Consider the following 23,297-nt stretch of genomic DNA (forward strand, 5'->3'; position numbering starts at 1 on the left):
CTCGGCGCGATGGACAGAAGAGAGTGAGTCATGGGCGCACAGTGGAAAGTCAAACATAAAGAAGCGGCATCCAATGCCAAGGGCAAGATCTTCGGCAAGCTGGTGAAAGAGATCACCATTGCCGCCCGCAACGGTGCCGACACTGCTACCAACGCACATTTGCGCCTGGTGGTGGAGCAGGCCAAAAAGGCCTCGATGCCCAAGGAAACCCTGGAACGCGCGATCAAGAAAGGCGCCGGTCTGCTCGGTGAGACCGTGCAATACCACCGCGTGACCTACGAAGGTTTTGCCCCGCACCAGGTGCCGCTGATCGTTGAATGCGTGACCGACAACATCAACCGCACCGTGGCGGAAATCCGCGTGGCGTTCCGCAAGGGGCAACTCGGCGCGTCCGGCTCCGTGGCCTGGGACTTCAACCATGTGGGCCTGATCGAAGCCTCGCCGGACAGCCCGGAAGCCGATCCGGAAATGGCCGCGATTGAAGCCGGTGCCCAGGATTTCGAGGCAGGCGAAGAAGAGGGCACGACCCTGTTCATCACCGAGACCACCGACCTGGACGCCGTGCAGAAAGCCTTGCCGGAGCAGGGGTTCACCGTGTTGTCGGCCAAGCTGGGCTACATCGCGAAGAACCCGGTGAGTGGCTTGAGCGATGAGCAGATGGCCGAAGTCGAAGCCTTCCTGGAAGGCCTGGACAACCATGATGACGTGCAGGACATGTTCGTCGGGTTGGCGGGTTGATTCTGATTTGATGTGAACCCGGTCCAAATGTGGGAGCGGACTTGCTCGCGAATACGGTGTACCAGCCAAGCATGTATTGACTGACACACCGCATTCGCGAGCAAGCCCGCTCCCACATTGGGTTTAGCTGAGTTTGGAAGACTGCAACAAGCTTGTGATTTCCTCGAACCCAGGCCGGGCCAGCACATCCGGTTGGCAGCAGTTATCCCTTAAGGCTTCCAGCGCCACGCGCTTTTCCTCGCTCAACCCCGCATCAATCCTTTCCAGCAATTCCCCCAGCAACACCCCGAACGCCCTGACTTCGATGCGCTGCAACGCGCGGGTTTCCTGGCTGTCGACCGTGGCGTGAAACGACGCTGCACCAAAGTCCCCAAGCAGACATTCACCGGCTTCATTCCACAGAATGTTGTGGCCGTACAGATCACCGTGGGTGATGCCTTGCGCGTGCAGGTGCGCCGCCACCGAAGCGATGCCCCGGGCCATGCGCAGCGCCACATCCGCGCTGAAACGGGTGGTGGGCTCGTAGATATCCCGGGTGCACGACGCCAGGCTCGGCAGCGCCGCAAGGTTGCGATAGTTCGGTTCGATCAGTTGCATCACCAGTGCCGCCTGGCCTTCCGGGTGGTCGACGACACGGCCTTCTACCTTGATCAGGTTGGCATGCAGTCCGGCGGCGATGCAGGCGTGCATTTCGTGCAGGGGCGAGCCGTCACTGGTAATGCTGCCTTTATAGAGTTTGACCGCGACCGCCTTGACCTGCCCGTTTGACGGGGCCCAGTACGCTTTGCGGATGATTCCGGAAGCGCCTTCCCCCAGCACTTCGCTCAATTCCAGCTCGGACCAGGGAATGTTTGGCGTCGCGTCATGGCGGGCCTCTTCCACGGCCATCTCTACCGGATTACCGGCGTAGGCCAGCCAGGTCAGGCTCGGCAAACCCAGCAACCAGTCCGGCAGGCGGGTCATGCGGTTGGAAGCGATGCGGATCAATTCGAGGTTTTTGCACTGGGCGAGACTTTGCGGCAACTGCTCCAGGTGGTTACCGGCCAGCATCAGTTTTTGCAGCAAAGGCCGTTCACCCAGTTCGTCCGGCAATTGGCTGATGTGGTTATCGGTGAGGATCAGCCAGCGCAGCAAGGGTGGCAGCGACGTCGCCGGGACACTGCTGATCTGGTTCGACTTGAAGCCGATCATGCTCAACTGCGCGCACTGGCCCAGGCATTGCGGCAGTTCGGTAAAGGCGTTTTCCGAACAGAACAGCACGCGCAAATGGGGCAGGCGGTGCAGGTCATCCGGCAGGCTGCTCAGGGCATTGCCGGTCAGGTTGAGGATTTCCAGGGAGTCGGCCAGGTCGAAGATTTCCCGAGGGAACTCGGTCAGCCCACAGCGCAGGTCCAGGCGTTTGATACCGGCCAGTTGGCCGGCCTTGAGTTGGGCAAGGGTATCCATGAACGGCGCGTCACTCGGCAATAGGGGCGTGAATGGCGCTCATGATAGCGGGTTGCGGCCCGATCTTCTGCAACTGCCCCAGGCGGCTGGCGGTGCGCGCCAAATCGATGGCCTGGCCGCTCAGGGATTGCTCCAGCGGCTGCTCGCCGATCAGCACCAATTGCTTGTCCTGGTCGTAGAGCACGTCCACCAGGTTGATGAACCGTTGCTGGGCGGCAATCGGACAGTCCGCCAGGTGCGGCAGGCCGTCGATGATCCAGCGTTCATAGTCGCGGCACAGCTGCAGGTAGTCCATGACGGCGGTCGGTTGTTCGCACAGGTCGCTGAAGGTGAAGGCAATGCTGCGGTCCTGGTGCCAGCGGGCAGTCAATTGCCGGGCTCCGACGGTCAGGCTGACCGGGGCCTGATCCGCTGACGGCAGGCCCAGGGCTTGGCGTTGCGCGGCAGTCCCCGGCCACACGAACTGGCCAGCGCTGAACCGCTGATCGCCATGGGCCTGGGCCAGGCTGCGAAAATCCTGGGGGGCGCTGACTTCCATGACGTCCATGCGCGCGCTGATCAGCTCGATCACCGGCTTGAACCGCTGATGGTACAAGGGGTTCGGCAGCAACCCGGCGGGCGGATAATTGGAGGTTACCAGCACCCAGACTCCGCGCCGGAACAGGGCCTTGAACAGGCGGCTGATCAGCATCGCATCGCCGATATCATGTACGTGAAACTCGTCGAAGCACAGCACGCGGCAGCCATCGAGCAACTCATCCAGGGTCACGGCCAATGCATCGCGCTGCTGGCGATGGGCAAACATTCCCTGGTGCAGACGGGCGAAAAAGTCGTGGAAGTGCACGCGCTGTTTCTCGGCAATCGGCAACGCCTGGAAAAAGCCGTCCAGCAACCAGCTCTTGCCCCGGCCGACGGCGCCGTGCAGGTACAGGCTGCGGGTAGGGCGCCCGGCCAGCAGATGGTCGGTTTGCCGGGACATGGTCTCGATCACCTGTTGCTGGCTTGGACTGAGGGTATAGCCCTGTTGCCGGGCCTTGCCCTGGAAGAATGCGCTGATACCGGGGGCGGCGGTGGTCGCCGCGGTTTTACCCAGCAACCGTTTGAGCAGGGGCGGTAAAGCAGCCAATGTCAGTCACTCTGTGTTTCGGTGGTCGCTCACTTTAGAGCGCCGGTCGCGGTTTGACCAATAGAGAAGCACGGCGCGAGCTATCTGGAAAAGGCATGGGTCAATGGATCCAAAACACCGACCTGACTGGCGGATTCCCTTCAAGTGACTAACCTCATACACAGCAGTCACCCCTGTATAAGGATTTGGGGCAGTGAAGGGACACGCAGTCTTGGCAATCATGAGCGCGATGCTCTGCAACACGGTTTATGGTGCCCAGCTCCAGGTTGAGGTGCGTATCGACGTGCAGCGGGGGTGCCAATTGGTCGGCACCACGCGTGAAGCAGGGATCGAGCAGCTCGGCGTACTGGATTTCGGCAGCGGCTCCCGGCTGGATGACCCGGCAGGCCCGTTGAGTGCAGCCTTGATCAGCCAGCGCCAGCCACGCCTGGAGTGCAACCCGGATACGCCGTATCAGATGCGTGTCGACGGCGGCCTGCATGGCGGCATCGGCGAAGTACGTTACCTGGGCGCTGCTGCCCCCTCGATCAAACCCATTCCCTATCGAATTTATGCCGATGCCGCACGCCGCATCCCCTTGGCCGTGGACGTACCGTTGAGCGGCCGTGTGCCCGATTCCGGCACGGTGGACTTGCCACTTTATGGACGCATCGAGCCGCTCAAGGAAATACCGGCCGTGGGGCGTTATTCCGACCTGCTCAAAGTGACGGTGACATGGTAAGCCGCGCCCTGGCCTGCATCGCGCTGGGCGGCCTGTTGCTCCTGGCCGAGGACGCCCAGGCGGCGGTCGCCGGGCAGATTCACGCACGGCTGGTGATTACCGCCAGTTGCCAGGTGAGCAAAGGCACCGACAGCGCGCCGGTGAGCCCGGATGGCGGCTCGGCCTTGCTGGATTTCGGCAGCCACGGACCCACCTGGGACAAGGGCCTGGGTGCCGGCATCAGTGATAGCGACAAGGCCGCGCTCGCTGTGTCCTGCAACCCGTCGGTGGTGAGCAGTTTCACCGTGACCATCGACGGCGGCGCCCATGGCGACGGCATCACCCGGCGCTTGAGCAATGGCCGGCAAACCATACCGTATCGGCTGTCGGCCGATCCTGCGGGCCGAAGCACCTACAGCATCGGCCAGCAACGCAATTTCGTCGTGACCAAGGGCGCACAGGTACCGATCCCGGTATTCGGCTCGGTGGTGGCGAATACCAGGGCCCTACCGGCCGGCATCTACACAGACACCCTGACGGTGACTCTGGATTGGTAATTCAGGAGGATGGACATCATGCATGCACTTGTATCTAAAGCAGTTCTCCCATTGGTCGCACTGGCCTGGGTATCGGGTGCCCAGGCGGCCACGACGGTCACCGGGCAGATCAGCTCCACGCTGATCCTGACCAACAGTTGCCTGGTCAACGGCGTGGGCGGCACCACCGGTTTGAACTTCGGTACGATCAATTTCGGTACCACCAACAGCCAGTTCACCACGCAGTCCGGCCAGGTGCTGGGTGGCGGTGGAGGCGCGTTGTCGATCCAGTGTTCCTCGGGCACCTCGCCGGTGATCACCGTGGGCGCGGGCTCCCATGACGGCCAGTCCACGGGCGGCACCCGGGCGCTGTACGACGGCGTGGCCAACTATGTGCCGTATGACTTCTACACCGACACCGGGCATTCGACGCTCCTGGCGATCAACGGAACCATCAACGTAGGCGCGAGCACGGGCGTTGCGCAAACCGTGAACATCTACGGCCAGGCCGTGGGCAAGGCAGGTCTGCCGGCGGGTACCTACACCGACACGGTGTCCGTGCAATTGACGTTCTAGTGCGATGAAGCGGGCCTGCTGGGCGACGCTGGCGGTCATCACGGGTTGGGGGATACCGTCGTCGTTGCTGGCGGTGACCAGCCAGACGATCCAGGTCAGCGCGACGATTGCCGCAGGCTGCCTGGTGGTGGGCGGCGGCACGAACTACGGCAGCCTGGCGTTCGGCAGCTATTCGTCGTTGTCCACCAGCACGGTGTCGGTGGCGCTGAGCAGCGGGGTAACGCTGCAATGCACTCCGGGAGTCACCTTGAACATGAGCGTCAACGGCGGCTTGTACAACGCCAGTGGCCGGCACATGCAACTCAATAGCGGCAGTGCCCAAGTGGCGTACCAGCTGTTTCAGGACGCGGCCCTGAGCCAGAGCCTGGGGATCAGTCAAAGCGTCAGCGTGGCCTACAGCAACGCGAACAATATAACCCTGCCGATTTACGGCCGGGTGGTGTTACCGGGTAATCAGCCTGGGGGGACGTACAGCGACGTGCTGCAGGTGCAGCTGTCCTGGTAAGGCGATTGGCATGAGGAGTGGAATCTATGTTTGCAGCTTCCCGGCGGTATTGGGTTGCGGGTTTTATCGGTCTGGTGACGTTGGGCGCCGGGCAGGTCCAGGCCGCCAGTTCGGTGCTGATCTGGCCCATTGACCCGGTGCTGGAGGCCGATCAACAGGCCAGCGCCTTGTGGTTGGAGAACCGCGGTACAGAGACTGCCAACCTGCAGATCCGGGTATTTGCCTGGAGCCAGGGCGGGTTTGACGAGCAGTACCAGAACCAGCGCGACGTGATCGGCAGCCCGCCGGTGGCGAAGATCGAACCGGGGCAGAAGCAATTGGTGCGCCTGACCCGGACCCGGGAAGTGCCGCCGGGCCAGGAGTTGGCCTATCGGATCATCATCGACGAAATCCCCGCCGCCACCCCTGAAACCCCCGCAGCCGATGGCAAGACGGCCGCCGCCATCCGCTTTCAGATGCGTTATTCGGTGCCGTTGTTCGCCTACGGCGCAGGCCTGTGGAGCAAGGAAGACGCGACGCGCCAGCGCGACCCCAAGGGCGCGGGCAAGCCTGACCTGAGCTGGAAAAAAGTCACCGTCGGCGGGCGCAACTATGTGGAGATGCGCAACCAGGGCGCGGTGCACGCGCGGCTCACCGATGTGGCGTTCAAACAGGGCGGGCAGACCCGGCCGCTGGTAGACGGCCTGCTCGGCTATGTACTGCCGGGAGCAACCATGCGCTGGCCGGTGCCACAAGGTGTCGCGGGCGATCAGCCGCTGCAGGTGCGAGTCAATGGCGCAGCGCAACTGGAGAACCTTGCGCCGGGACGGTAACGCAATGGAATAGGGCATGGAGCAGCCCTTGGTCTTAACGGATGGAGATGTCCATTGATGGACACAATGCCTTGGTGAGCCAAGATCGGGCTCGTAGTCGATGGCGAACGGTGTGTGTGATGGGAGGCCTGTCTGGCCTGGCGCTTGCGCCGCTTTGCATGGCCGCGCCGCTGCCGCCCCCCCCCAGCAACATGGAGGCTGTTGCCGATGCACAGTTGTTCCTCGAACTGGTGGTCAACCAATTGGACACCGGCCGGGTGGTCGCCGTGGATCAACGGGCCGGCGGCTTGTTTTTGCCGGCCGCGACATTGCGGGATATCGGCATGAAACTGCCGGCCGGCATCACCACCGAGGTCGCACTGGACCACGTGCCCGACCTGCACACCGATTACGACAGCCAGGGCCAGCGCCTCATGTTGACGGTACCGCCGGCATGGTTGCCGGCGCAGTTCATCGGCAATCGCGATAACTACCCGCGCACCCAGGCACTCACCAGTTTTGGTGCGTTGCTCAACTACGACGCCTACTTGAATGACACCGACGATGCGGGCACTTACCTGGGCATCTTCAACGAAGTGCGGCTGTTCGACACGTGGGGCACGCTGTCCAATACCGGCCAATACCGCACCACCTTTGGCGGCCAGGCCAGCGGCAGCACTTTGAACAATGGCTACCGGCGCTATGACACCACCTGGCGCTTTTCCGACGATGAGCGCCTGCTGACCTACGAGGCGGGCGACGTGATCAGCAGCGCATTGCCGTGGAGCAGTTCGGTACGCCTGGGCGGGGTGCAAGTGTCGCGGGATTTCGGCGTACGCCCGGACCTGGTGACTTACCCCTTGCCACAATTTGCCGGGGAGGCGGCGGTGCCGTCGTCGGTGGACCTGTTCATCAATGGCTACAAATCCAGCAGCGCAGATCTGCAGCCGGGCCCTTACACCTTGACCAACGTGCCGTTTATCAACGGCGCCGGCGAAGCGGTGGTGGTCACCACCGATGCCCTGGGCCGGCAGGTGTCGACCACCGTGCCGTTCTACGTCACCAGTACGTTGTTGCAAAAAGGGCTGTCGGATTTTTCGGTGGCGGCCGGTAATTTGCGCCGCGACTACACCATTCGGGATTTTGGCTACGGGCCGGGCGTGGCCAGCGGCACGTTTCGTTACGGGGTGTCGGACTACTTCACCCTGGAAAGCCATGCCGAAGCCTCAGGCGACCTGACCCTGGGCGGGCTCGGCGGCAACGTGCGGCTGGGCAACTTCGGGGTGCTCAATACCGCCCTCAGCCAAAGCCAGTTTGATGGCGAGACCGGCCAGCAACTGAGCTTCGGTTATCAATACAGCAACCAGCGCTACAGCCTGTCATACCAGCGAGTAGAACGCCGCGACCAATACGCCGACCTGACCCTGGTCGACACGCCTTATGCGAGCCTCAGCAAGCGCAGCGAGCAGGTGACCCTGAGCCTGAACCTCAACGATTTCGGCAGCATCGGTGCCGGCTATTTCGATGTGCAGGCGGCCGATGACTCCCGCACCCGGCTGATGAACCTCACCTGGAGCAAACAGCTGTGGCGCAACACCAGTTTCTACCTGTCGGCCAACCGCGAGGTCGGTGACAGCAACTGGGCCATGCAGGCGCAACTGGTGATCCCGTTCGACGTCTACGGGAGCCTGGCCTTGAGCAACGAGCGCAGCCAGGCCGGCGAAAGTCGCCAGCGGATCAACTACAGCCGGGCGGTGCCGTCCGAGGGCGGCGTGGGCTACAACCTGGGTTATGCCAGTGGCGACGGCCCGGCCTATCGCCAGGCCGACCTGACCTGGCGCATGCAGTCGGTGCAATTGCAGGCGGGCGTGTACGGTAGCAGTGACGCCGAGACCCGTTGGGCGGATGCCAGTGGCTCGCTGGTGTGGATGGACAATCAGGTGTTCACCGCCAACCAGGTCAATGACGCGTTTGTGGTGGTGAGCACCGACGGCTATTCCGGTGTGCCGGTGCTCTATGAAAACCAGTTGGTGGGGGAAACCGACCGCAACGGGCACTTGCTGGTGCCGTGGAGCAGCGCGTACTACCGCGGCAAGTATGAAATCGACCCGCTGAACCTGCCGGTCAACGTGCAGACCCCGAATGTCGAGCAGCGCGTGGCGGTGCGGCGCGGCAGCGGCTACTTGCTGGAGTTCCCGGTGCGCCGGGTGATCGCGGCCAGTATCACCCTGGTGGATGCCCGGCATCAGGACCTGCCCCTGGGCAGCCAGGTGCGTCATGAGCAAACCGGGGCGCGCGCGGTGGTGGGGTGGGATGGCCTGGTGTACCTGGAGAACCTGGCGGCCCACAACACCTTGCAAGTCACTGTGGGTGAGGGCCGTACCTGCCAGGCAACGTTCGATCTGGATATCAACGAAGCACAGGTGCCGCTGATCGGGCCACTGGTTTGCCAATGAGATAAGGAGTGTGGGTGTGCGGGGCAAGGAATGCATAGTGGGGCTGCTGGTGCTGGCGGGGCTGGGCTTTTCGACACAGGTGATGGCCGCGTGCTCGGTGCCGGGAACCACCTCGCCGGCCGGCTTTGGCTCGATCAGTTCGATGACGGTGCGCACCGCTCCCCAGACCAGTTCCACCACCAATGCCGGCTTGAATTGTGGGGCCACGCTGATCTCGTTGCTGGCAGCCAATGATCACTTCTATGCAACCATCACGTCGGCCACCAGCGGCATGGTCGGCCCCACTGGGGATATCATCAGCTATACGATCTACGGCAGTAACAGCACCAGTTATCCGATCACCCGTGGAACCCAATTCGATTTCGGTGCCACCGGCATCGCCCAAAGCCTGGGGCTGGTATCCGGGCCGGGCACGAAAACCGTGCCGCTTTATCTGAGTTCCATCATCGGCAGCAATGTGGCGGCCGGCCTTTATACTGAGACACTAAGCATTGCCTGGACCTGGAATTATTGCTCGGTCCTCGGTGTGGGTTCTCTCTGTGTCATACGGGACACCGGCAGTGGCACGGCTTCCCTGACCGTCAGCATGACCGTGGCTAACGACTGCACAATCTCTGCACCCAACATCGCCTTCGGCAGTGCGCCGGTAGTCAGTGGTTTTTCCAGCGTGAACGGGCAGGCCACCATTGCCTGCACCAAGGGCAGCGCCTACACCGTGGGCATCAGCGATGGCCAGAACCCGGTGAGTGTGGGTGGGCAGCGGCGGATGGTTTCTGGCAGCAATTTCCTGAATTACGACATTTTCAAAAGCGCCACCACCACCCGCTGGGGCAGCGTGAGCACCGCCCGGCGCGCTAGCTCAACGGCTGAGGTGAATCCCGGGAATGGCTTGGGTACCGGTAGCCAGGTGTTCAACTACAACGCCGCGATCTATACCAACCAGACAACACCGCCGGCCGGCACCTACGTCGATAACGTGGTGCTGGATGTGGCCTTCTAGAACCGCATCGTCTGCTTGAGCATCTGCGTGGTCGACGGGTCTTGCGGGCTGACCATCGCATAGTTGTAGCCCGCGCCCGACCAGTATTCGGCCTGCAGGCCGTCGGCACTGCGGCTGCCACGAGGCAGGAATTTGTTTTCCGGGCCCGGCGGACGGATATAGAAACTGATGCGCCGCCCTTGGGGGTCTTCATACAGCACCATGGCCGCCGCGCCTTGTTCGGTACTGAGCAGGCGCCCGCTGACCGCCTTGAACCCGGCCTGGCTCAGGTCCGGCAGGCGGTAGGCCTGGTTGAAGTAACGGTCGAGCCAGCCTTGCATGTCGCCACCGCTTTGCACGTGGTAGTCGGCGGGCAAGATGCCGTCCTGGGCAAACAGGCGGTAGGCCTGCATCGCGTCGCTCATGGGCGCCATGCTCTCGAGCAGCGTAGCCTGGCGGGCCTGCCAGCCGCCGAGGCCGCCGACACTGACGGCAATCAACAGCATGGCGGCGGTTGCGAGATGGCGGCGTGACTGGCGCTTGACCCGCTGGCGAATCAGGGCGGGGTCCAGCTCGGGGTTGGCGGGTTGTTGCAGTGCGCCGCTCAACGATGCTCGCAGGTGCTGCGCGTCCTGTTGCCAGGCGTGCACCTGGGCGGCGACGTCCGGGTGGGCCGCCAGCCAGGTTTCGAGCTGGCGGCGGTCGGCGTCCAGGAGCTGGTGATCGACGTAGGCATGCAAATCGCGTTCGCTGGGAGGCAGGCTGATCATTTGAGTATCCGCAGGGCAGGGCTGGTGATTTCGCCGTCGCTGAGCTGGCGCAGGGCCTGGCGCGCGCGCGACAGGCGAGACATCACGGTGCCCACGGGCACCTCGAGGATGTCGGCGACTTCTTTGTAGCTCAAGCCTTCCACCGAGACCCACAGCAGCAGGGCGCGCTGTTCGGTGTTCAATTTGTCGAAGGCTTGCAGGGTCGATTGCGCGATGACGGTGCGCTCGACCGACGGCTGCGAATCATCGCGGCCGGTGAAAAATTCCAGCATACGTGTGTACCGCCGGGAGCGCCGATGGGCGTCGAGGAACTGCCGGTAGAGGATCGAGAACAGCCAGGCGCGCAAGTCGCCTTCGAGGCGTTTGTCGGCCCAACTGATGATCGCGCGCTCAAGGCTCGCCTGCACCAGGTCGTCGGCGCTGCTGGTGTTACGCGTCAGGGACACGGCAAAACGCCGCAACCTGGGGATGAGTTCACGTAACTGTTCGTCGAGTTCGTGCATGGGATTCTGGCTAGTCACTACGCTGGGACTAGGAAGACGTCCGGCGTTGAAGGTTATTCCAGGCCAATAAAAATAAACAGCAGGCCAGGGAATAGAGTGCGCTGGCGTTCGTCCCAAGTGTTCCGACCTTATGTTTCACCCACTCAAGGCCTTGGGCCCTGGAGTTATTTCATGGTAGATCACTCATCACCGCCCCGTCCGCCGCTGAGCACCGCAAGCCTGATAATTCGGTTGGCCAGCATCGGCGTGGTGGTTGCCGTCGTGGCCGGGGCGTTTGCCTACGTTAACGGAAGCCTCGACCCACAGCGGTTGCGCCCCAAAACCCTGGTCAACGCCTTGGAAACCAACAACGGCTTGCACCCTGGCTACCGGCGTAACCATGCCAAGGGCGTGTGCGTGGCCGGTTATTTCGAGAGCAGCCCCGAGGCGCGCCAGTACTCCAGTGCCCAGGTATTCAGCGAGGCGCGTACCCCGGTTATCGGGCGTTTTGCGCTGCCCAGCGGCAACCCGTATGCGCCGGACAGCAGCGTGCCGATCCGCAGTTTTGCCTTGCAGTTCAACTTGGTCAATGGCCAGCAATGGCGCACCGGGATGAACAGCATGCCGGTGTTCCCGGTGGGCACGCCCGAGGCCTTCTTCGAGATGCTCAAGGCCGGCGCACCTGACCCGGCCACCGGCAAGCCGAACCCGGCAGGCATGCCGGCGTTCTTCGCGGCGCACCCCGAGACCGCGCCGTTCCTGGCCTGGGTCAAGACCGCCAAACCGTCTGCCAGCTATGCCACTGAAACCTATAACGGCATCAACGCGTTTTACCTGGTAAACGCCAGCGGCCAACGCCAGGCCGTGCGCTGGGGCGTCGTACCGCAAAGCCAGGATGCTGCGGGGGCCACGGCGCCCGCCGGCAGCGACTTCCTCGAAAAAGACCTGGCCCAGCGCCTGGTGGCCGGGCCGTTGCGCTGGCAGTTGAACCTCACCCTGGCCAACCCGGGCGACCCGGTGGATGACGCCAGCAAGACCTGGACCGGTGAGCACAAGGTGCTGAATGCCGGGACCCTGGTGCTGGAAAGCAGCCAGCCGCAAATGGACGGTGATTGCCGTGACATCAACTTTGATCCACTGGTGCTGCCGAGCGGTATCGAAGCCTCGAATGACCCATTGCTGGCCGCCCGTTCGGCGGCGTACGCCAGTTCCTACCTGCGTCGCACCAGCGAAGTCAGCCAGCTGCACAGCGCCCCTCAGGAGTCGAAGCCATGAATGCCCAACCCCGGTTTTTCGCCCCGCTGGCGCGGCTGCTGCATTGGCTGATGGCGTTGATGATCATCGCCATGCTGTTTATCGGCGCGGGCATGGTGGCCTCGGTTTCCGAACGCCATGAGTGGCTGATCCACCTGCACAAGCCGCTGGGCATTGCGATCCTGGCGCTGGTGATCGTGCGCCTGGTGGTGCGTTTTTCCACGCGCCAGCCGCCGCTGCCTGCCGACTTGCCGCTGTGGCAAGTGCTGGCGGCCAAGGCCTCCCACGTGGTGCTGTATGCGTTGATGCTGGTGTTGCCGCTGCTGGGCTGGGCGATGATTTCAGCGGCCGGCGACCCGGTGATGCTCAGCAGTTCGGTGCAGTTGCCGGCGCTGGTGGGGGCGAATGCGCCGTTGTTTGCCGTGTTGCGCAAGGCTCACGGTTACCTGGCGTATTTGCTGTTTCTGACGGTGTTGTTGCACCTGGCGGCGGCGCTGTTCCACGGTTTGATCCGGCGTGACGGTGTGTTGCAAAGCATGACCGGCAGCAAGGACTGAAGCCTTCCCCGGCGGCGGTTGCTGTGAGGCAGCCGTCGCCGGGATCGTGGATGTTTAGCGCAATACGCCGACGATATCCGCCACGCTGCTCAACACGTCCTTGCCCAACTGCATCGAGCGTTTGCCCGACCAGCCGGTGTGCGGGTTGGGCGCGTCGTCGTTGTCCTTGAAGGGCATTTCCAGGGTCAGCGACAGGCAATCGAACTTCTCGCCGACGCTGTTGCACGCCAGGGTCATATTGGCTTCGCCCGGCAAATCGCGGGTGTAGCCATGCGCGGTCTGAAAATCCCGGGTGAGGTTGCTCAGGTGGCTGCGGAAGTGTTTTTCCAACTGCTCGATACGTGGCGTGTAGCCCGGGTTGCCTTCACAACCGGCGGTGAACACATAGGGGATTTCCTCGTCGCCGTGGATATCCAGGAACAGGTCAACGCCGTACTTTTCCATTTGTTGCTGGACGAACAGTACTTCGGGGCTGATCTCCTGGCTCGCACTCTGCCAGGCGCGGTTGAGGTCCTGGCCCATGGCGTTGGTGCGCAGATGCCCATGGAACGCGCCATCGGGGTTCATGTTCGGTACCAGGTACAGGTCGGCGGCGGCCAGGAGCTTTTTCAGCTCGGCGTCACCGTCCTGTTGCAGGCGCTCGATGATGCCTTCCATAAACCATTCGGCCATGTGCTCGCCGGGATGCTGCTGGGCGATGATCCAGACCTTGCGCTTGTTGGCCTCGCCCTTGCCACGGCGCAGCAGTTGGATATCACGGCCTTCGACACTTTTGCCGGTGGCCAGCAATTGCGTGCCGGCGCGGTTCAGCGCCTGGTCGATCAGCCAGTCGTGGCGTTCGCGGCTGTAGGGTTCGAAGTAAGCGAACCAGGCCTGTTTTTCACGGGTTTCGAGGGTGATGTGCAGCGTTTCGCCATCAAAGCGGGTGGGCACCCGGAACCAGTTGATATGGTCGTAGGACGCCACGGCGTTGTAGCCGCTCCAGGCGTGCTTGTAGGACGAGTGGCCGGCATTGCTCAGGCGGAAGGTGTGGGTGTGACCCACATGCATGCCTTCGGCCTTGAAGTGGAACCACTGGTAGTGCTGGCTGCGCGTATCGGGCTTTATCGCCAGCAGCAACTGGTGAGCATCACTGGCGTCGAGCACCTGGATATTGCCACTGTCGAAGTCGGTGCTGATCTTGATGGAGGTCAAGGCCACGGTCATAGTCTGGTTGCCTGAATATGAGTGTTGTGGCGGGCATTTTACACCGGAGCGGGGCAAAGCCTGGATGCAATTTTTGCGGGTGAAGAGGGGGGCGTCGTCCATGACGCCGCCGCAGCTTAGAATCTATGAGATTGATTCTCAAGTGCTAATTTTGAAAGAACCGGCCTAGAGCGCTCGATCGACTTTCTTTTGGCGATGGTCTTTTGCTACCATGCGCGCCATCAAGCAACACACAGTCTTCATTAGCCTGAAGTCACGCCAGGGAAAAACTGGCAAAAAAAAGACCCGGCCAAAGAGCCGGGTCAAAAACCGTGATTAGCCTGATGAGGAGATATTCCAAGAGTCCGACCTAAGGTCTCTTGGTCTATCGACTGATCTCGCGATCAGCTAGGTCCAATAATAATCATTATCATTTGCAAGTCAAATGTTTTTATCCCTCGGATAGAAATATTTTTCCCGCGTGCCTGTTACAGACTGGCCGGCTGTTCGGCACCCCTCGCCGAAAGCCGCAGTGACCGCTCCACCATCACCTTCGCCATATCAATCAAATAGACCACTGAAAACGCCAGGTCCCGGCTATTGCCGTGGGCGCTGTTTGCCGATTCGTACGCAGTGGCCGCGGCGCTGCGCAGCAGGTCGGAGGCGTGGACCAGGGCCTCCTCGTCGCTGATGCCGGGCTTGACCTCGAACAACGTATCGTCAACGGAGGGCGGTGCGGCATCCTCTTTCAGGTAATAGTCCAGCGCGCGTTGGGCGGCGCCACTGCTGCGCAGGAACAGCCGCTCGTCTTCATCGCAGGTGTCGGGCAGGGTATACGAGGTGGTCGTCATAAGGGCAGTGCTCTGTGTGGGTGTCGAAAGCCTGCAATCGATATTAGTACTAATCGTATTTATGGCGTTTTATTGATTACTACAAACTGTTTATTGTCGTGGTGAGTACACAACGTATTGTCAGGGCCCATGGATAAATGGATAGCGTTGGTCAAGGCCAACATGAAAGACCGCAAGGTCACGCAGGACCAACTGGCGTCGCGCCTGGGCATGTCCCAGGGCGGGGTCGGCCACTGGCTGAACAAGCGTCGGGTGCCGAGCCTTGCCGATATGAACCGGGTGATGCAGGAGCTGGGCCTGGATGGGCTCGAGGTCGCGCTGGTGGTTCGCGAAAAAGCGCTCGCGGCGGTTGCCGAGGAACTGCAGCCGGCGCCGCACTACAACCCGAATTACCGTTACCCGGTGAGCGAAGGGAAGGGAGGCTACCCATTGCAGGAAGAACCTCGGCCGTACGGCGTTACTCGTTTTCAGATGAGCGACTATCACGCCCGTGGCAAGGCGTTCTGGATGCGCGTGACTGGCGACGCCATGACCGCCCCCAGCGGCTTGAGTATCAATGAAGGCACGATGATTCTGGTGGACCCGGCCATCCAGCCCGAGCCCGGCAAACTGGTGGTGGCCCAATGGGCATTTGATTCCCAGGCGATCTTGCGCAAATGGGTCAGGCAGGGCGGCCAGCTTTACCTGGTGCCGCTCAACCCTACGTACCCGAAGATGCTGTTCAGTGAAGAGTGCCGGATCATCGGCGTGGTGGCGCAGGCGGTCACGAGGTTTTAACTCGCGGCTTCCAGCTCCACCAGTGCGCTGCCTTCACCGACCATTTCGCCTTCCTGGCAGTACAGCGCCTTGACCACGCCGGCATGGGGCGCGCGAATGCTGTGTTCCATCTTCATGGCCTCCAGCACCACCAACTGCGTACCGGCTTCAACCGTTTGCCCGACTTCCACCAGCACTCGCACGATGCTGCCGTTCATCGGTGCGGCCAGGCCGCCCTGATGGGACTGGCTGGCATCGACGGCGGCAATCGGGTCGAACAGGCTGACACTGTGCACCTCGCCGTCCCAGCGCAAAAACACACTGCCGCCCTCGCGTACCGCCAGATGGGAGCGGCGCACGCCGTGCTGGTCGATCAGCAATTGTTCGCCGTGCAACTGGGGCGGGTTGACGCCGGCTTGCAGCATTACCAGGCGATCCTGGCCGTTGCAGCTCAGGTGCAGGGAAACCTCGCCCGGCAAGCCTGCGCGAAAACCTCGGGTGTCGGCCCAGGGCGAACGGGTGTCAGTGCTCGGTTGGGTCTGCATGAACGCCTGGCCGGCGGCCTGCCAGAATGCCTCACTCAATTCGCCAGGCGCCGGCAGCAGCTCATCCTGATAACGCGGGATAAACCCGGTATCGAGCTCGGCAGCGGCAAACGCCGGATGGCCGATAATGCGCCGCAAGAAGCCCAGGTTGGTCTTCAGTCCACCCACGGCAAATTCATCGAGCATGCCCAGCAGCCGCAGGCGCGCCTGTTCGCGGTCCTCGCCCCAGGCAATCAACTTGCCCAGCATCGGGTCGTAGAACGGTGACACGTTGTCGCCTTGTTCGACGCCGCTGTCTACCCGGCGCCCGGGCCCTGGCGTGGATTCGCGGTACAGCGCCAGGTGCCCGGTGGCCGGCAGAAAATCGTTGGCCGGGTCCTCGGCGTACAGGCGCACTTCAATCGCATGCCCCAGCAGTGGCACTTGCTCCTGAGTCATCGGCAGCGGCTCGCCCTGGGCCACGCGAATCTGCCAGGCCACCAGGTCCAGGCCGGTGATGGCCTCGGTCACCGGGTGTTCCACCTGCAGCCGGGTGTTCATCTCCATGAAGAAAAACTCGCCCCGGGCGTCCAGCAGAAACTCCACGGTGCCCGCGCCCACGTAGCCGATGGCCTGGGCCGCACGCACGGCCGCTTCGCCCATGGCCTTGCGCTGCTCGGCACTCAGGCCCGGCGCCGGGGCTTCTTCGACGACTTTTTGATGGCGGCGCTGGATCGAGCAATCGCGCTCATTGAGGTACAGGCAGTGACCGTGCTGGTCGGCGAACACCTGGATCTCCACGTGACGCGGCTTGAGCAAATACTTTTCCACCAGCATCTGCGCATTGCCAAAGGAGGACAGTGCTTCACGCTGTGCCGAGGCCAACGCTTCGGCCAGTTGGCTGACGTCCTCGACCACCTTCATGCCCTTGCCGCCACCGCCTGCCGTTGCCTTGAGCAGCACCGGGTAACCGATACGCTCGGCTGCCTGGCGGAAGGTCTCCAGATCCTGGGCGTCGCCGTGGTAACCCGGCACCAACGGCACGCCGGCGGTTTCCATCAACGCCTTGGCGGCCGATTTGCTGCCCATGGCATCAATGGCCGAGGCGGGCGGGCCGAGGAAGATCAACCCGGCGGCTTCAATGGCGCGGGCAAACCCTGCGTTCTCCGAAAGAAACCCATAACCCGGGTGAATCGCCTGGGCGCCGCTGGCCTGGGCCGCGGCGATCAGTTTGTCGATTTGCAGGTAACTGTCGGCGGCCTTGCTGCCGCCCAGGTCCACACGAATATCAGCCTCGCGGGTGTGCCGCGCGTCACGGTCGGTGGCGCTGTGCACGGCCACGGTGGTCAGGCCCATGGCCTTGGCGGTGCGCATCACCCGGCAGGCGATTTCGCCACGGTTGGCTACCAATACGGTAGTAAGCGTCTTCATGAACGCGGCTCCTGAGGCTGCCAGTTGGGCGCGCGTTTTTGCAGAAAGGCACGCAGGCCTTCCTGGCCTTCGGCGCTGACGCGGATCCGGGCGATGGAGTTCTCGCAGTAGCGACGCAACGCTGGCGTCAGGGCACCGTGGCCGACTTCCCGTAGCAGGTCCTTGCTGGCGCGCATGGCCGCGGGGCTGTTGAGCAGCAGATTGGTAATCCACAATTCGACATGTATGTCCAAATCATCGGCAGGATAACTTTCCGCCAGCAAGCCGATTTCCCGTGCCCGCTGACCGCCAAAGCGATCCGCTGTGAGGGCATAGCGACGGGCTGCCCGTTCGCCGATCGCCTGCACCACGAACGGGCTGATCACCGCCGGCGCCAGGCCAATGCGCACTTCCGACAGGCAGAACTGCGCATCGTCGGCGCCAATCGCCATGTCGCAGCAACTGATCAACCCCAGGGCACCACCGTAGGCCGCACCCTGGACTACCGCCAGCGTCGGGATCTTCAGCTTGGCGAGGTTGTACATCAGCTCCGCCAGTTCTCGGGCATCGTCCAGGTTGGTGTGGTAATCCAGTTCGGCCGACTGCTGCATCCAGGCCAGGTCGGCGCCGGCGCTGAAGTGTTTGCCGCGCCCGCGCAGTACCAGAAAACGCAGGGCCGGATCGCCTTGCACCCGGTCCAGGGCAATGATCAGTTCGCGGATCATTTCGGCATTGAACGCGTTGTTCTTGGCTTCACGACTGAGCCACAGCGTGGCAAAGCCACGGGGGTCGGTGATCAGTTCGAGGGTGTTGAAATCGCTCATGGGGTGCAGCTCCATTTACATGCGGAACACGCCGAAGCGGCTCGGCTCGATGGGGGCGTTCAGCGCGGCGGACAGGGCCAGGGCGAGCACGTCGCGGGTCTGCAGCGGGTCGATGACGCCGTCATCCCACAGCCGTGCGCTGGAGTAGTAGGGGTGGCCCTGGGTTTCGTACTGGTCGAGGATCGGCTGCTTGATCGCCGCTTCCTCATCGCTGCTGAAACCCTGGCCGGCGCGCTCGGCCTGCTCACGCTTGACCTGCACCAGCACGCCGGCGGCCTGTTCGGCGCCCATCACGCCGATGCGTGCGTTGGGCCACATCCACAAGAAGCGCGGGTCGTAGGCGCGTCCACACATGCCGTAGTTACCGGCGCCGAAGCTGCCGCCGATGATCACGGTGAACTTCGGCACCTTGGCACAGGCTACCGCTGTCACCAGTTTGGCGCCGTGCTTGGCGATGCCGCCGGCTTCGTATTTCTGGCCGACCATGAAGCCGGTGATGTTTTGCAGGAACAACAGCGGAATCCCGCGTTGGCAGGCCAGTTCGATAAAGTGCGCGCCTTTCTGCGCGGCCTCGGCGAAGAGGATGCCGTTGTTGGCCAGGATCGCAATCGGATAGCCGTGCAGGTGCGCAAAGCCGCACACCAGTGTGGTGCCAAACAACGCCTTGAATTCATCGAACACCGAGCCGTCCACCAATCGCGCGATCACCTCGCGTACATCGAACGGTTGCTTGGCGTCGGCCGGAATCACGCCGTACAGCTCTTCGCTGCTATAAAGCGGCGCCAGCGGTGTGCGTTGTTGCAATTGCCCCAGCTTGCGCCAGTTGAGGTTGGCCACACTTCGCCGAGCCAGGGCCAGCGCATGTTCGTCGCTGTCGGCATAGTGGTCGGCCACCCCGGAAATCTTGCAGTGCACATCGGCACCGCCCAGGTCTTCGGCGCTGACCACTTCACCGGTCGCCGCCTTCACCAGCGGCGGGCCGGCGAGGAAGATGGTGGCTTGCTGGCGGACCATGATTGCTTCGTCCGCCATCGCAGGCACATAGGCACCACCGGCAGTGCAGGAGCCCATAACCACCGCGATCTGCGGGATGCCCTGGGCGCTCATGTTCGCCTGGTTGAAGAAGATTCGTCCGAAGTGCTCGCGGTCCGGGAACACTTCATCCTGACGCGGCAGGTTGGCGCCGCCGGAGTCCACCAGGTAGATGCAGGGCAGGCGGTTCTGCTCGGCGATGGTCTGGGCGCGCAGGTGTTTCTTGACGGTCAGCGGGTAGTACGAGCCGCCTTTCACCGTGGCGTCGTTGGCGACGATCATGCATTCGACGCCTTCCACCCGGCCAATCCCGGCAATCACCCCGGCAGCGGGCACGTCTTCGCCGTACACCTGATAAGCCGCCAGCTGGCTAAGTTCAAGGAACGGCGAGCCAGGGTCGAGCAAGCGATTGATCCGCTCGCGGGGCAACAGCTTGCCCCGCGACGTATGCCGCTCCTGGGCCTTGGCGCCGCCGCCTTGCTGCACCTGGGCGAGCAGGGTATGCAGGGCGTCGACCTGTTGGAGCATCGCCGCGCTGTTGGCGGCGAATTCCGCCGAGCGCGGGTTGAGCTGGGTGTGCAGGGTAGCCATGGTGCGCGCTCCGTTCAGCGGGTTTCGTTAAACAGTTCGCGACCGATCAACATGCGCCGGATCTCACTGGTGCCGGCACCGATTTCATACAGCTTGGCGTCACGCAATAGACGACCAGCCGGGAATTCATTGATATAGCCATTGCCGCCGAGAATCTGGATCGCGTCGAGGGCCATCTGGGTAGCGCGTTCGGCGCTGTAGAGGATCACGCCGGCGGCGTCCTTGCGCGTGGTTTCGCCGCGCTCGCAGGCCTGGGCCACGGCGTACAGGTAGGCGCGGCTGGCGTTGAGCTGGGTGTACATGTCGGCGACCTTGCCCTGGATCAGCTGGAACTCGCCGATGCTCTGGCCGAACTGCTTGCGGTCATGGATGTAGGGCACGATCAGGTCCATGCAGGCCTGCATGATCCCGGTCGGGCCGCCGGACAGCACAACGCGTTCGTAATCGAGGCCGCTCATCAGCACTTTCACGCCGCCATTGAGTGCGCCGAGGATGTTTTCTTCCGGCACTTCGACGTCATCGAAAAACAACTCGCAGGTGTTGGAGCCGCGCATGCCGAGCTTGTCGAACTTGTTGCTGCGGCTGAAGCCCTTCGAGTCACGCTCGACGATAAACGCGGTGATGCCGTGGGCACCCTTTTCCAGGTCGGTCTTGGCGTAGATCACGTAGGTATTGGCATCAGGGCCGTTGGTGATCCAGGTCTTGCTGCCGTTGAGCACATACACACTGCCGCGTTTATCGGCGCGCAGCTTCATGGAGACCACGTCGGAGCCCGCGTTCGGCTCGCTCATGGCGAGTGCGCCGATGTGTTCGCCGCTGATCAGCTTGGGCAGGTATTTGAGTTTTTGCTCATGGGTGCCGTTGCGGTTGATCTGGTTGACGCAGAGGTTGGAGTGCGCGCCGTAGGACAACGCCACCGAAGCCGAGCCCCGGCTGATTTCTTCCATGGCCACCACGTGGGCCAGGTAGCCCAAGCCGGCGCCGCCGTATTCTTCCGGCACGGTGATGCCCAGCAGGCCCATATCGCCGAACTTGCGCCACATATCGGCGGGGAACAGGTTGTCGATATCGATCTGCGCAGCGCGCGGCGCCAGTTCCTTGGCCACGAAGGACTGCACCTGGTCGCGCAGCATGTCGATGGTTTCACCGAGGGCGAAGTTCAGGGAGGGGTAACTCATGGACGGGCACCTTCTAGCGTTGTTTTTGTATGGCCAATACGCCGGGGAGGGCGATCACCTTTACGTTAACGTAAACTTGCGTTGCGGGCCTGTCAATCGTAGTTTACGTTTACGTCAACCTACAAAAAAGACAACAGGGGTCGTTATGGATCAATCGAATCAGAGCTACAGCCGCGGCTGTCAGGACAAGGCCTTGCTGGCCATGACTATCGGCCAGGCCTTTGATCAAACGGTTTCGCGCTACTCCGACGGCGAAGCCTTGGTCGTGGGCCATCAACAGCGTCGCTACACCTGGCGGCAACTGGCAGAGACGGTTGACTTGCATGCACGTGCGTTCCTGGCCTTGGGGATGCAGGCCGGCGACCGCTTGGGCATCTGGGCCCCCAACTGCGCCGAGTGGTGCATCAGCCAGGTCGCCAGCGCCAAAATCGGCGTGATTCTGGTCAATATCAACCCGGCGTATCGCAGCAGTGAATTGGAGTACGTACTCAAGCAATCCGGTTGCCAGTGGTTGGTGTGCGCCGGGTCGTTCAAGACCTCCGATTACCACGGCATGTTGCAGGAGCTTCAACCTGACCTGCGCGGCATCATCAGCCTTGATCCCAGCCCGCCCCCGGGGTTTACGCCCTGGTCGCAATTGGCGGCCCTCGGGGCAGGCGTCCCGCCCGAGCAATTGCAGATCCGCCAGGCCGGCCTGCACTTCGATCAACCCGTCAATATCCAGTACACCTCCGGCACCACCGGCTTCCCCAAGGGTGCCACCCTCAGTCACCACAACATCCTCAATAACGGCTACATGGTTGGCGAAAGCCTGGGCCTGACGGCGCAAGATCGCCTGGTGATCCCGGTGCCGCTGTATCACTGCTTTGGCATGGTGATGGGTAACCTGGGCTGCATCACCCATGGCACCACGATGATCTACCCGAGTGACGGTTTCGACCCATTGCTGACCCTGGCTGCCGTCGCCGAAGAACAGGCCACCGGGCTATACGGGGTGCCTACCATGTTTATCGCCATGCTTGATCACCCGCGCCGCGCCGAGTTCGACCTGTCGCGCCTGCGCACCGGGATCATGGCGGGCGCCACTTGTCCGATCGAGGTGATGCGCCGGGTTATCGGCGAGATGCACATGAGTGAGGTGCAGATTGCCTATGGCATGACGGAAACCAGCCCGGTGTCGTTGCAGACCGGGCCGGATGATGACCTTGAGCGGCGTGTTACGACGGTTGGCCGGACCCAGCCACAGCTGGAAAGCAAGATTATCGATGACGCCGGTAACACGGTTGCTCGGGGCCAGGTAGGGGAGCTGTGTACCCGGGGCTACAGCGTGATGCTCGGTTACTGGAATAATCCTGACAGCACTCGTGAGGCTATCGACGAGGCGGGCTGGATGCACACCGGCGACCTGGCGACCATGGATGAACATGGGTATGTGTGCATCGCCGGGCGTAACAAGGACATGATCATTCGCGGAGGTGAGAACGTGTACCCGCGGGAGTTGGAGGAGTTTTTCTTTACTCATCCGGCGGTGGCGGATGTGCAGGTGATCGGGATTCCGGATGAGCGTTACGGTGAGGCGATTGTGGCGTGGATCAAGTTTCATCCGGGGCATGTGGCCAATGAGCTTGAGCTGCAGACGTGGTGCAAGGGGCGGATTGCGCACTTCAAGATGCCCAAGCATTTCAAATTTGTGGATGAGTTTCCGATGACGGTGACGGGGAAGATCCAGAAGTTTCGGATGCGGGAAATTATGATTGAAGAGTTGAAGGGGGGGTGAGGGAGGGCGGGGTGTTTATCCGTTATTTAGGTAACGGCGGCTTATGGTTTCGCTCTTACAGCGAGTCACTTTGCAAAAGCGGCAAAGTAACCAAAGCGCTCTGCCCCGCCTGTCGGCGCCTCGCCTAGGCTCGGCGTTCCCTCACTCCGGCATTGCTCCGCGGGCCGCCGCGACGGGCCATCCATGGCCCGGCGCGGCTAAACCGGCGTCCTGCCGGTTTACCCGCTCCGCAATACCTGCGTTCGGCCTCGGG

Annotated in this window: 22 protein-coding genes; 12 read left to right on the forward strand and 10 right to left on the reverse strand. The window is 62.4% G+C overall.

The annotated features are described in order from the left end of the window. The first annotated feature begins 30 nt into the window (after positions 1-30). Positions 31-738, forward strand: a complete 708-nt coding sequence (locus HX821_RS28905; RefSeq protein ID WP_102369528.1) for a YebC/PmpR family DNA-binding transcriptional regulator — start codon at positions 31-33, stop codon at positions 736-738. A gap of 123 nt (positions 739-861) precedes the next feature. On the opposite strand, the gene HX821_RS28910 is transcribed toward HX821_RS28905, so the two are convergent. Together HX821_RS28910 and zapE are read right to left on the reverse strand one after the other, a co-directional pair. Continuing rightward, positions 862-2,184 (reverse strand): leucine-rich repeat-containing protein kinase family protein, encoded by a 1,323-nt coding sequence (locus tag HX821_RS28910; RefSeq protein WP_177037123.1) that lies wholly within the window; start codon positions 2,182-2,184, stop codon positions 862-864. A gap of 10 nt (positions 2,185-2,194) precedes the next feature. After that, complete coding sequence (zapE, locus tag HX821_RS28915) at positions 2,195-3,310, reverse strand: cell division protein ZapE (protein WP_177037125.1); 1,116 nt, start codon at positions 3,308-3,310, stop codon at positions 2,195-2,197. Positions 3,311-3,539: 229 nt separating this feature from the next. Between zapE and HX821_RS28920 the strand changes: the two genes are divergently transcribed. The 7 genes from HX821_RS28920 (at position 3,540) to HX821_RS28950 (ending at position 9,874) form a co-directional block, all read left to right on the forward strand. Continuing rightward, positions 3,540-4,031: a spore coat U domain-containing protein gene (locus tag HX821_RS28920; RefSeq protein WP_218166240.1), complete on the forward strand. Its 492-nt coding sequence runs from the start codon at positions 3,540-3,542 to the stop codon at positions 4,029-4,031. After that, positions 4,025-4,567, forward strand: coding sequence for a spore coat protein U domain-containing protein (locus HX821_RS28925; RefSeq protein WP_177037127.1), 543 nt, complete (start codon positions 4,025-4,027; stop codon positions 4,565-4,567). The genes HX821_RS28920 and HX821_RS28925 overlap by 7 nt, the downstream gene beginning before the upstream one ends. 18 nt (positions 4,568-4,585) lie before the next feature. Then, complete coding sequence (locus tag HX821_RS28930) at positions 4,586-5,122, forward strand: spore coat protein U domain-containing protein (protein ID WP_032898768.1); 537 nt, start codon at positions 4,586-4,588, stop codon at positions 5,120-5,122. Positions 5,123-5,126: 4 nt separating this feature from the next. Next, on the forward strand, positions 5,127-5,627 hold the full coding sequence (locus HX821_RS28935) for a spore coat U domain-containing protein (RefSeq protein ID WP_177037128.1): 501 nt from the start codon (positions 5,127-5,129) through the stop codon (positions 5,625-5,627). A gap of 26 nt (positions 5,628-5,653) precedes the next feature. Further along, entirely contained in the window at positions 5,654-6,439 is a 786-nt protein-coding gene (locus tag HX821_RS28940) for a molecular chaperone (RefSeq protein WP_102369526.1), read from the forward strand. 119 nt (positions 6,440-6,558) lie between these two features. Next, on the forward strand, positions 6,559-8,874 hold the full coding sequence (locus HX821_RS28945) for a fimbria/pilus outer membrane usher protein (RefSeq protein ID WP_371316158.1): 2,316 nt from the start codon (positions 6,559-6,561) through the stop codon (positions 8,872-8,874). A gap of 16 nt (positions 8,875-8,890) precedes the next feature. Next, on the forward strand, positions 8,891-9,874 hold the full coding sequence (locus HX821_RS28950) for a spore coat protein U domain-containing protein (protein ID WP_371316159.1): 984 nt from the start codon (positions 8,891-8,893) through the stop codon (positions 9,872-9,874). On the opposite strand, the gene HX821_RS28955 is transcribed toward HX821_RS28950, so the two are convergent. Further along, positions 9,871-10,623, reverse strand: a complete 753-nt coding sequence (locus tag HX821_RS28955; RefSeq protein ID WP_003212454.1) for an anti-sigma factor — start codon at positions 10,621-10,623, stop codon at positions 9,871-9,873. The genes HX821_RS28950 and HX821_RS28955 overlap by 4 nt on opposite strands. Next, complete coding sequence (locus HX821_RS28960; RefSeq protein WP_003212456.1) at positions 10,620-11,126, reverse strand: RNA polymerase sigma factor; 507 nt, start codon at positions 11,124-11,126, stop codon at positions 10,620-10,622. The genes HX821_RS28955 and HX821_RS28960 overlap by 4 nt, the downstream gene beginning before the upstream one ends. Before the next feature lie 171 nt (positions 11,127-11,297). Here HX821_RS28960 and HX821_RS28965 point away from each other — a divergent pair, with 171 nt between their 5' ends. After that, positions 11,298-12,380: a catalase family peroxidase gene (locus HX821_RS28965; RefSeq protein WP_087694665.1), complete on the forward strand. Its 1,083-nt coding sequence runs from the start codon at positions 11,298-11,300 to the stop codon at positions 12,378-12,380. Beyond that, on the forward strand, positions 12,377-12,916 hold the full coding sequence (locus tag HX821_RS28970) for a cytochrome b (RefSeq protein WP_003212459.1): 540 nt from the start codon (positions 12,377-12,379) through the stop codon (positions 12,914-12,916). Before HX821_RS28965 ends, HX821_RS28970 begins: the two co-directional genes overlap by 4 nt. Before the next feature lie 54 nt (positions 12,917-12,970). On the opposite strand, the gene HX821_RS28975 is transcribed toward HX821_RS28970, so the two are convergent. Then, complete coding sequence (locus HX821_RS28975; protein ID WP_003212460.1) at positions 12,971-14,122, reverse strand: M14-type cytosolic carboxypeptidase; 1,152 nt, start codon at positions 14,120-14,122, stop codon at positions 12,971-12,973. A 467-nt stretch (positions 14,123-14,589) separates the two neighbouring features. Continuing rightward, positions 14,590-14,952 (reverse strand): DUF6124 family protein, encoded by a 363-nt coding sequence (locus HX821_RS28980; RefSeq protein ID WP_003212463.1) that lies wholly within the window; start codon positions 14,950-14,952, stop codon positions 14,590-14,592. Positions 14,953-15,081: 129 nt separating this feature from the next. Here HX821_RS28980 and HX821_RS28985 point away from each other — a divergent pair, with 129 nt between their 5' ends. After that, positions 15,082-15,729 (forward strand): LexA family transcriptional regulator, encoded by a 648-nt coding sequence (locus HX821_RS28985; RefSeq protein ID WP_177029087.1) that lies wholly within the window; start codon positions 15,082-15,084, stop codon positions 15,727-15,729. Here the strand turns inward: HX821_RS28985 and HX821_RS28990 are convergent. From HX821_RS28990 to HX821_RS29005, 4 genes are read right to left on the reverse strand one after another with little or no spacing between them, the layout of a single operon-like run. Beyond that, the gene (locus HX821_RS28990) at positions 15,726-17,663 is read right to left on the reverse strand and encodes an acetyl/propionyl/methylcrotonyl-CoA carboxylase subunit alpha (RefSeq protein WP_177037133.1); all 1,938 of its coding nucleotides are present in this window, start codon (positions 17,661-17,663) and stop codon (positions 15,726-15,728) included. The genes HX821_RS28985 and HX821_RS28990 overlap by 4 nt on opposite strands. Further along, a complete protein-coding gene (locus HX821_RS28995) occupies positions 17,660-18,466 on the reverse strand; it encodes a gamma-carboxygeranoyl-CoA hydratase (protein WP_003212468.1) in 807 nt (268 codons plus the stop codon). The genes HX821_RS28990 and HX821_RS28995 overlap by 4 nt, the downstream gene beginning before the upstream one ends. A gap of 15 nt (positions 18,467-18,481) precedes the next feature. Next, positions 18,482-20,089, reverse strand: a complete 1,608-nt coding sequence (locus tag HX821_RS29000; RefSeq protein WP_003212470.1) for a carboxyl transferase domain-containing protein — start codon at positions 20,087-20,089, stop codon at positions 18,482-18,484. Between the two features lie 14 nt (positions 20,090-20,103). Next, on the reverse strand, positions 20,104-21,267 hold the full coding sequence (locus HX821_RS29005; RefSeq protein ID WP_003212472.1) for an isovaleryl-CoA dehydrogenase: 1,164 nt from the start codon (positions 21,265-21,267) through the stop codon (positions 20,104-20,106). A 145-nt stretch (positions 21,268-21,412) separates the two neighbouring features. Here HX821_RS29005 and HX821_RS29010 point away from each other — a divergent pair, with 145 nt between their 5' ends. Next, positions 21,413-23,044 (forward strand): AMP-binding protein, encoded by a 1,632-nt coding sequence (locus HX821_RS29010; protein ID WP_087694671.1) that lies wholly within the window; start codon positions 21,413-21,415, stop codon positions 23,042-23,044. Positions 23,045-23,297: the final 253 nt, after the last annotated feature.

The organism is Pseudomonas sp. B6001 (genome assembly GCF_013386015.1).
In the GTDB taxonomy this organism is placed as follows: Bacteria; Pseudomonadota; Gammaproteobacteria; order Pseudomonadales; family Pseudomonadaceae; genus Aquipseudomonas.

Excerpts from the sequence above, each read along its gene's own strand:
- HX821_RS28905 (WP_102369528.1), top strand. The coding sequence starts at position 31 with ATGGGCGCACAGTGGAAAGTCAAACATAAAGAAGCGGCATCCAATGCC.
- HX821_RS28910 (WP_177037123.1), bottom strand. The coding sequence starts at position 2,184 with ATGGATACCCTTGCCCAACTCAAGGCCGGCCAACTGGCCGGTATCAAA.
- HX821_RS28920 (WP_218166240.1), top strand. The coding sequence starts at position 3,540 with ATGCTCTGCAACACGGTTTATGGTGCCCAGCTCCAGGTTGAGGTGCGT.
- HX821_RS28925 (WP_177037127.1), top strand. The coding sequence starts at position 4,025 with ATGGTAAGCCGCGCCCTGGCCTGCATCGCGCTGGGCGGCCTGTTGCTC.
- HX821_RS28930 (WP_032898768.1), top strand. The coding sequence starts at position 4,586 with ATGCATGCACTTGTATCTAAAGCAGTTCTCCCATTGGTCGCACTGGCC.
- HX821_RS28935 (WP_177037128.1), top strand. The coding sequence starts at position 5,127 with ATGAAGCGGGCCTGCTGGGCGACGCTGGCGGTCATCACGGGTTGGGGG.
- HX821_RS28940 (WP_102369526.1), top strand. The coding sequence starts at position 5,654 with ATGTTTGCAGCTTCCCGGCGGTATTGGGTTGCGGGTTTTATCGGTCTG.
- HX821_RS28945 (WP_371316158.1), top strand. The coding sequence starts at position 6,559 with ATGGGAGGCCTGTCTGGCCTGGCGCTTGCGCCGCTTTGCATGGCCGCG.
- HX821_RS28955 (WP_003212454.1), bottom strand. The coding sequence starts at position 10,623 with ATGATCAGCCTGCCTCCCAGCGAACGCGATTTGCATGCCTACGTCGAT.
- HX821_RS28960 (WP_003212456.1), bottom strand. The coding sequence starts at position 11,126 with ATGCACGAACTCGACGAACAGTTACGTGAACTCATCCCCAGGTTGCGG.
- HX821_RS28965 (WP_087694665.1), top strand. The coding sequence starts at position 11,298 with ATGGTAGATCACTCATCACCGCCCCGTCCGCCGCTGAGCACCGCAAGC.
- HX821_RS28970 (WP_003212459.1), top strand. The coding sequence starts at position 12,377 with ATGAATGCCCAACCCCGGTTTTTCGCCCCGCTGGCGCGGCTGCTGCAT.
- HX821_RS28975 (WP_003212460.1), bottom strand. The coding sequence starts at position 14,122 with ATGACCGTGGCCTTGACCTCCATCAAGATCAGCACCGACTTCGACAGT.
- HX821_RS28980 (WP_003212463.1), bottom strand. The coding sequence starts at position 14,952 with ATGACGACCACCTCGTATACCCTGCCCGACACCTGCGATGAAGACGAG.
- HX821_RS28985 (WP_177029087.1), top strand. The coding sequence starts at position 15,082 with ATGGATAAATGGATAGCGTTGGTCAAGGCCAACATGAAAGACCGCAAG.
- HX821_RS28990 (WP_177037133.1), bottom strand. The coding sequence starts at position 17,663 with ATGAAGACGCTTACTACCGTATTGGTAGCCAACCGTGGCGAAATCGCC.
- HX821_RS28995 (WP_003212468.1), bottom strand. The coding sequence starts at position 18,466 with ATGAGCGATTTCAACACCCTCGAACTGATCACCGACCCCCGTGGCTTT.
- HX821_RS29000 (WP_003212470.1), bottom strand. The coding sequence starts at position 20,089 with ATGGCTACCCTGCACACCCAGCTCAACCCGCGCTCGGCGGAATTCGCC.
- HX821_RS29005 (WP_003212472.1), bottom strand. The coding sequence starts at position 21,267 with ATGAGTTACCCCTCCCTGAACTTCGCCCTCGGTGAAACCATCGACATG.
- HX821_RS29010 (WP_087694671.1), top strand. The coding sequence starts at position 21,413 with ATGGATCAATCGAATCAGAGCTACAGCCGCGGCTGTCAGGACAAGGCC.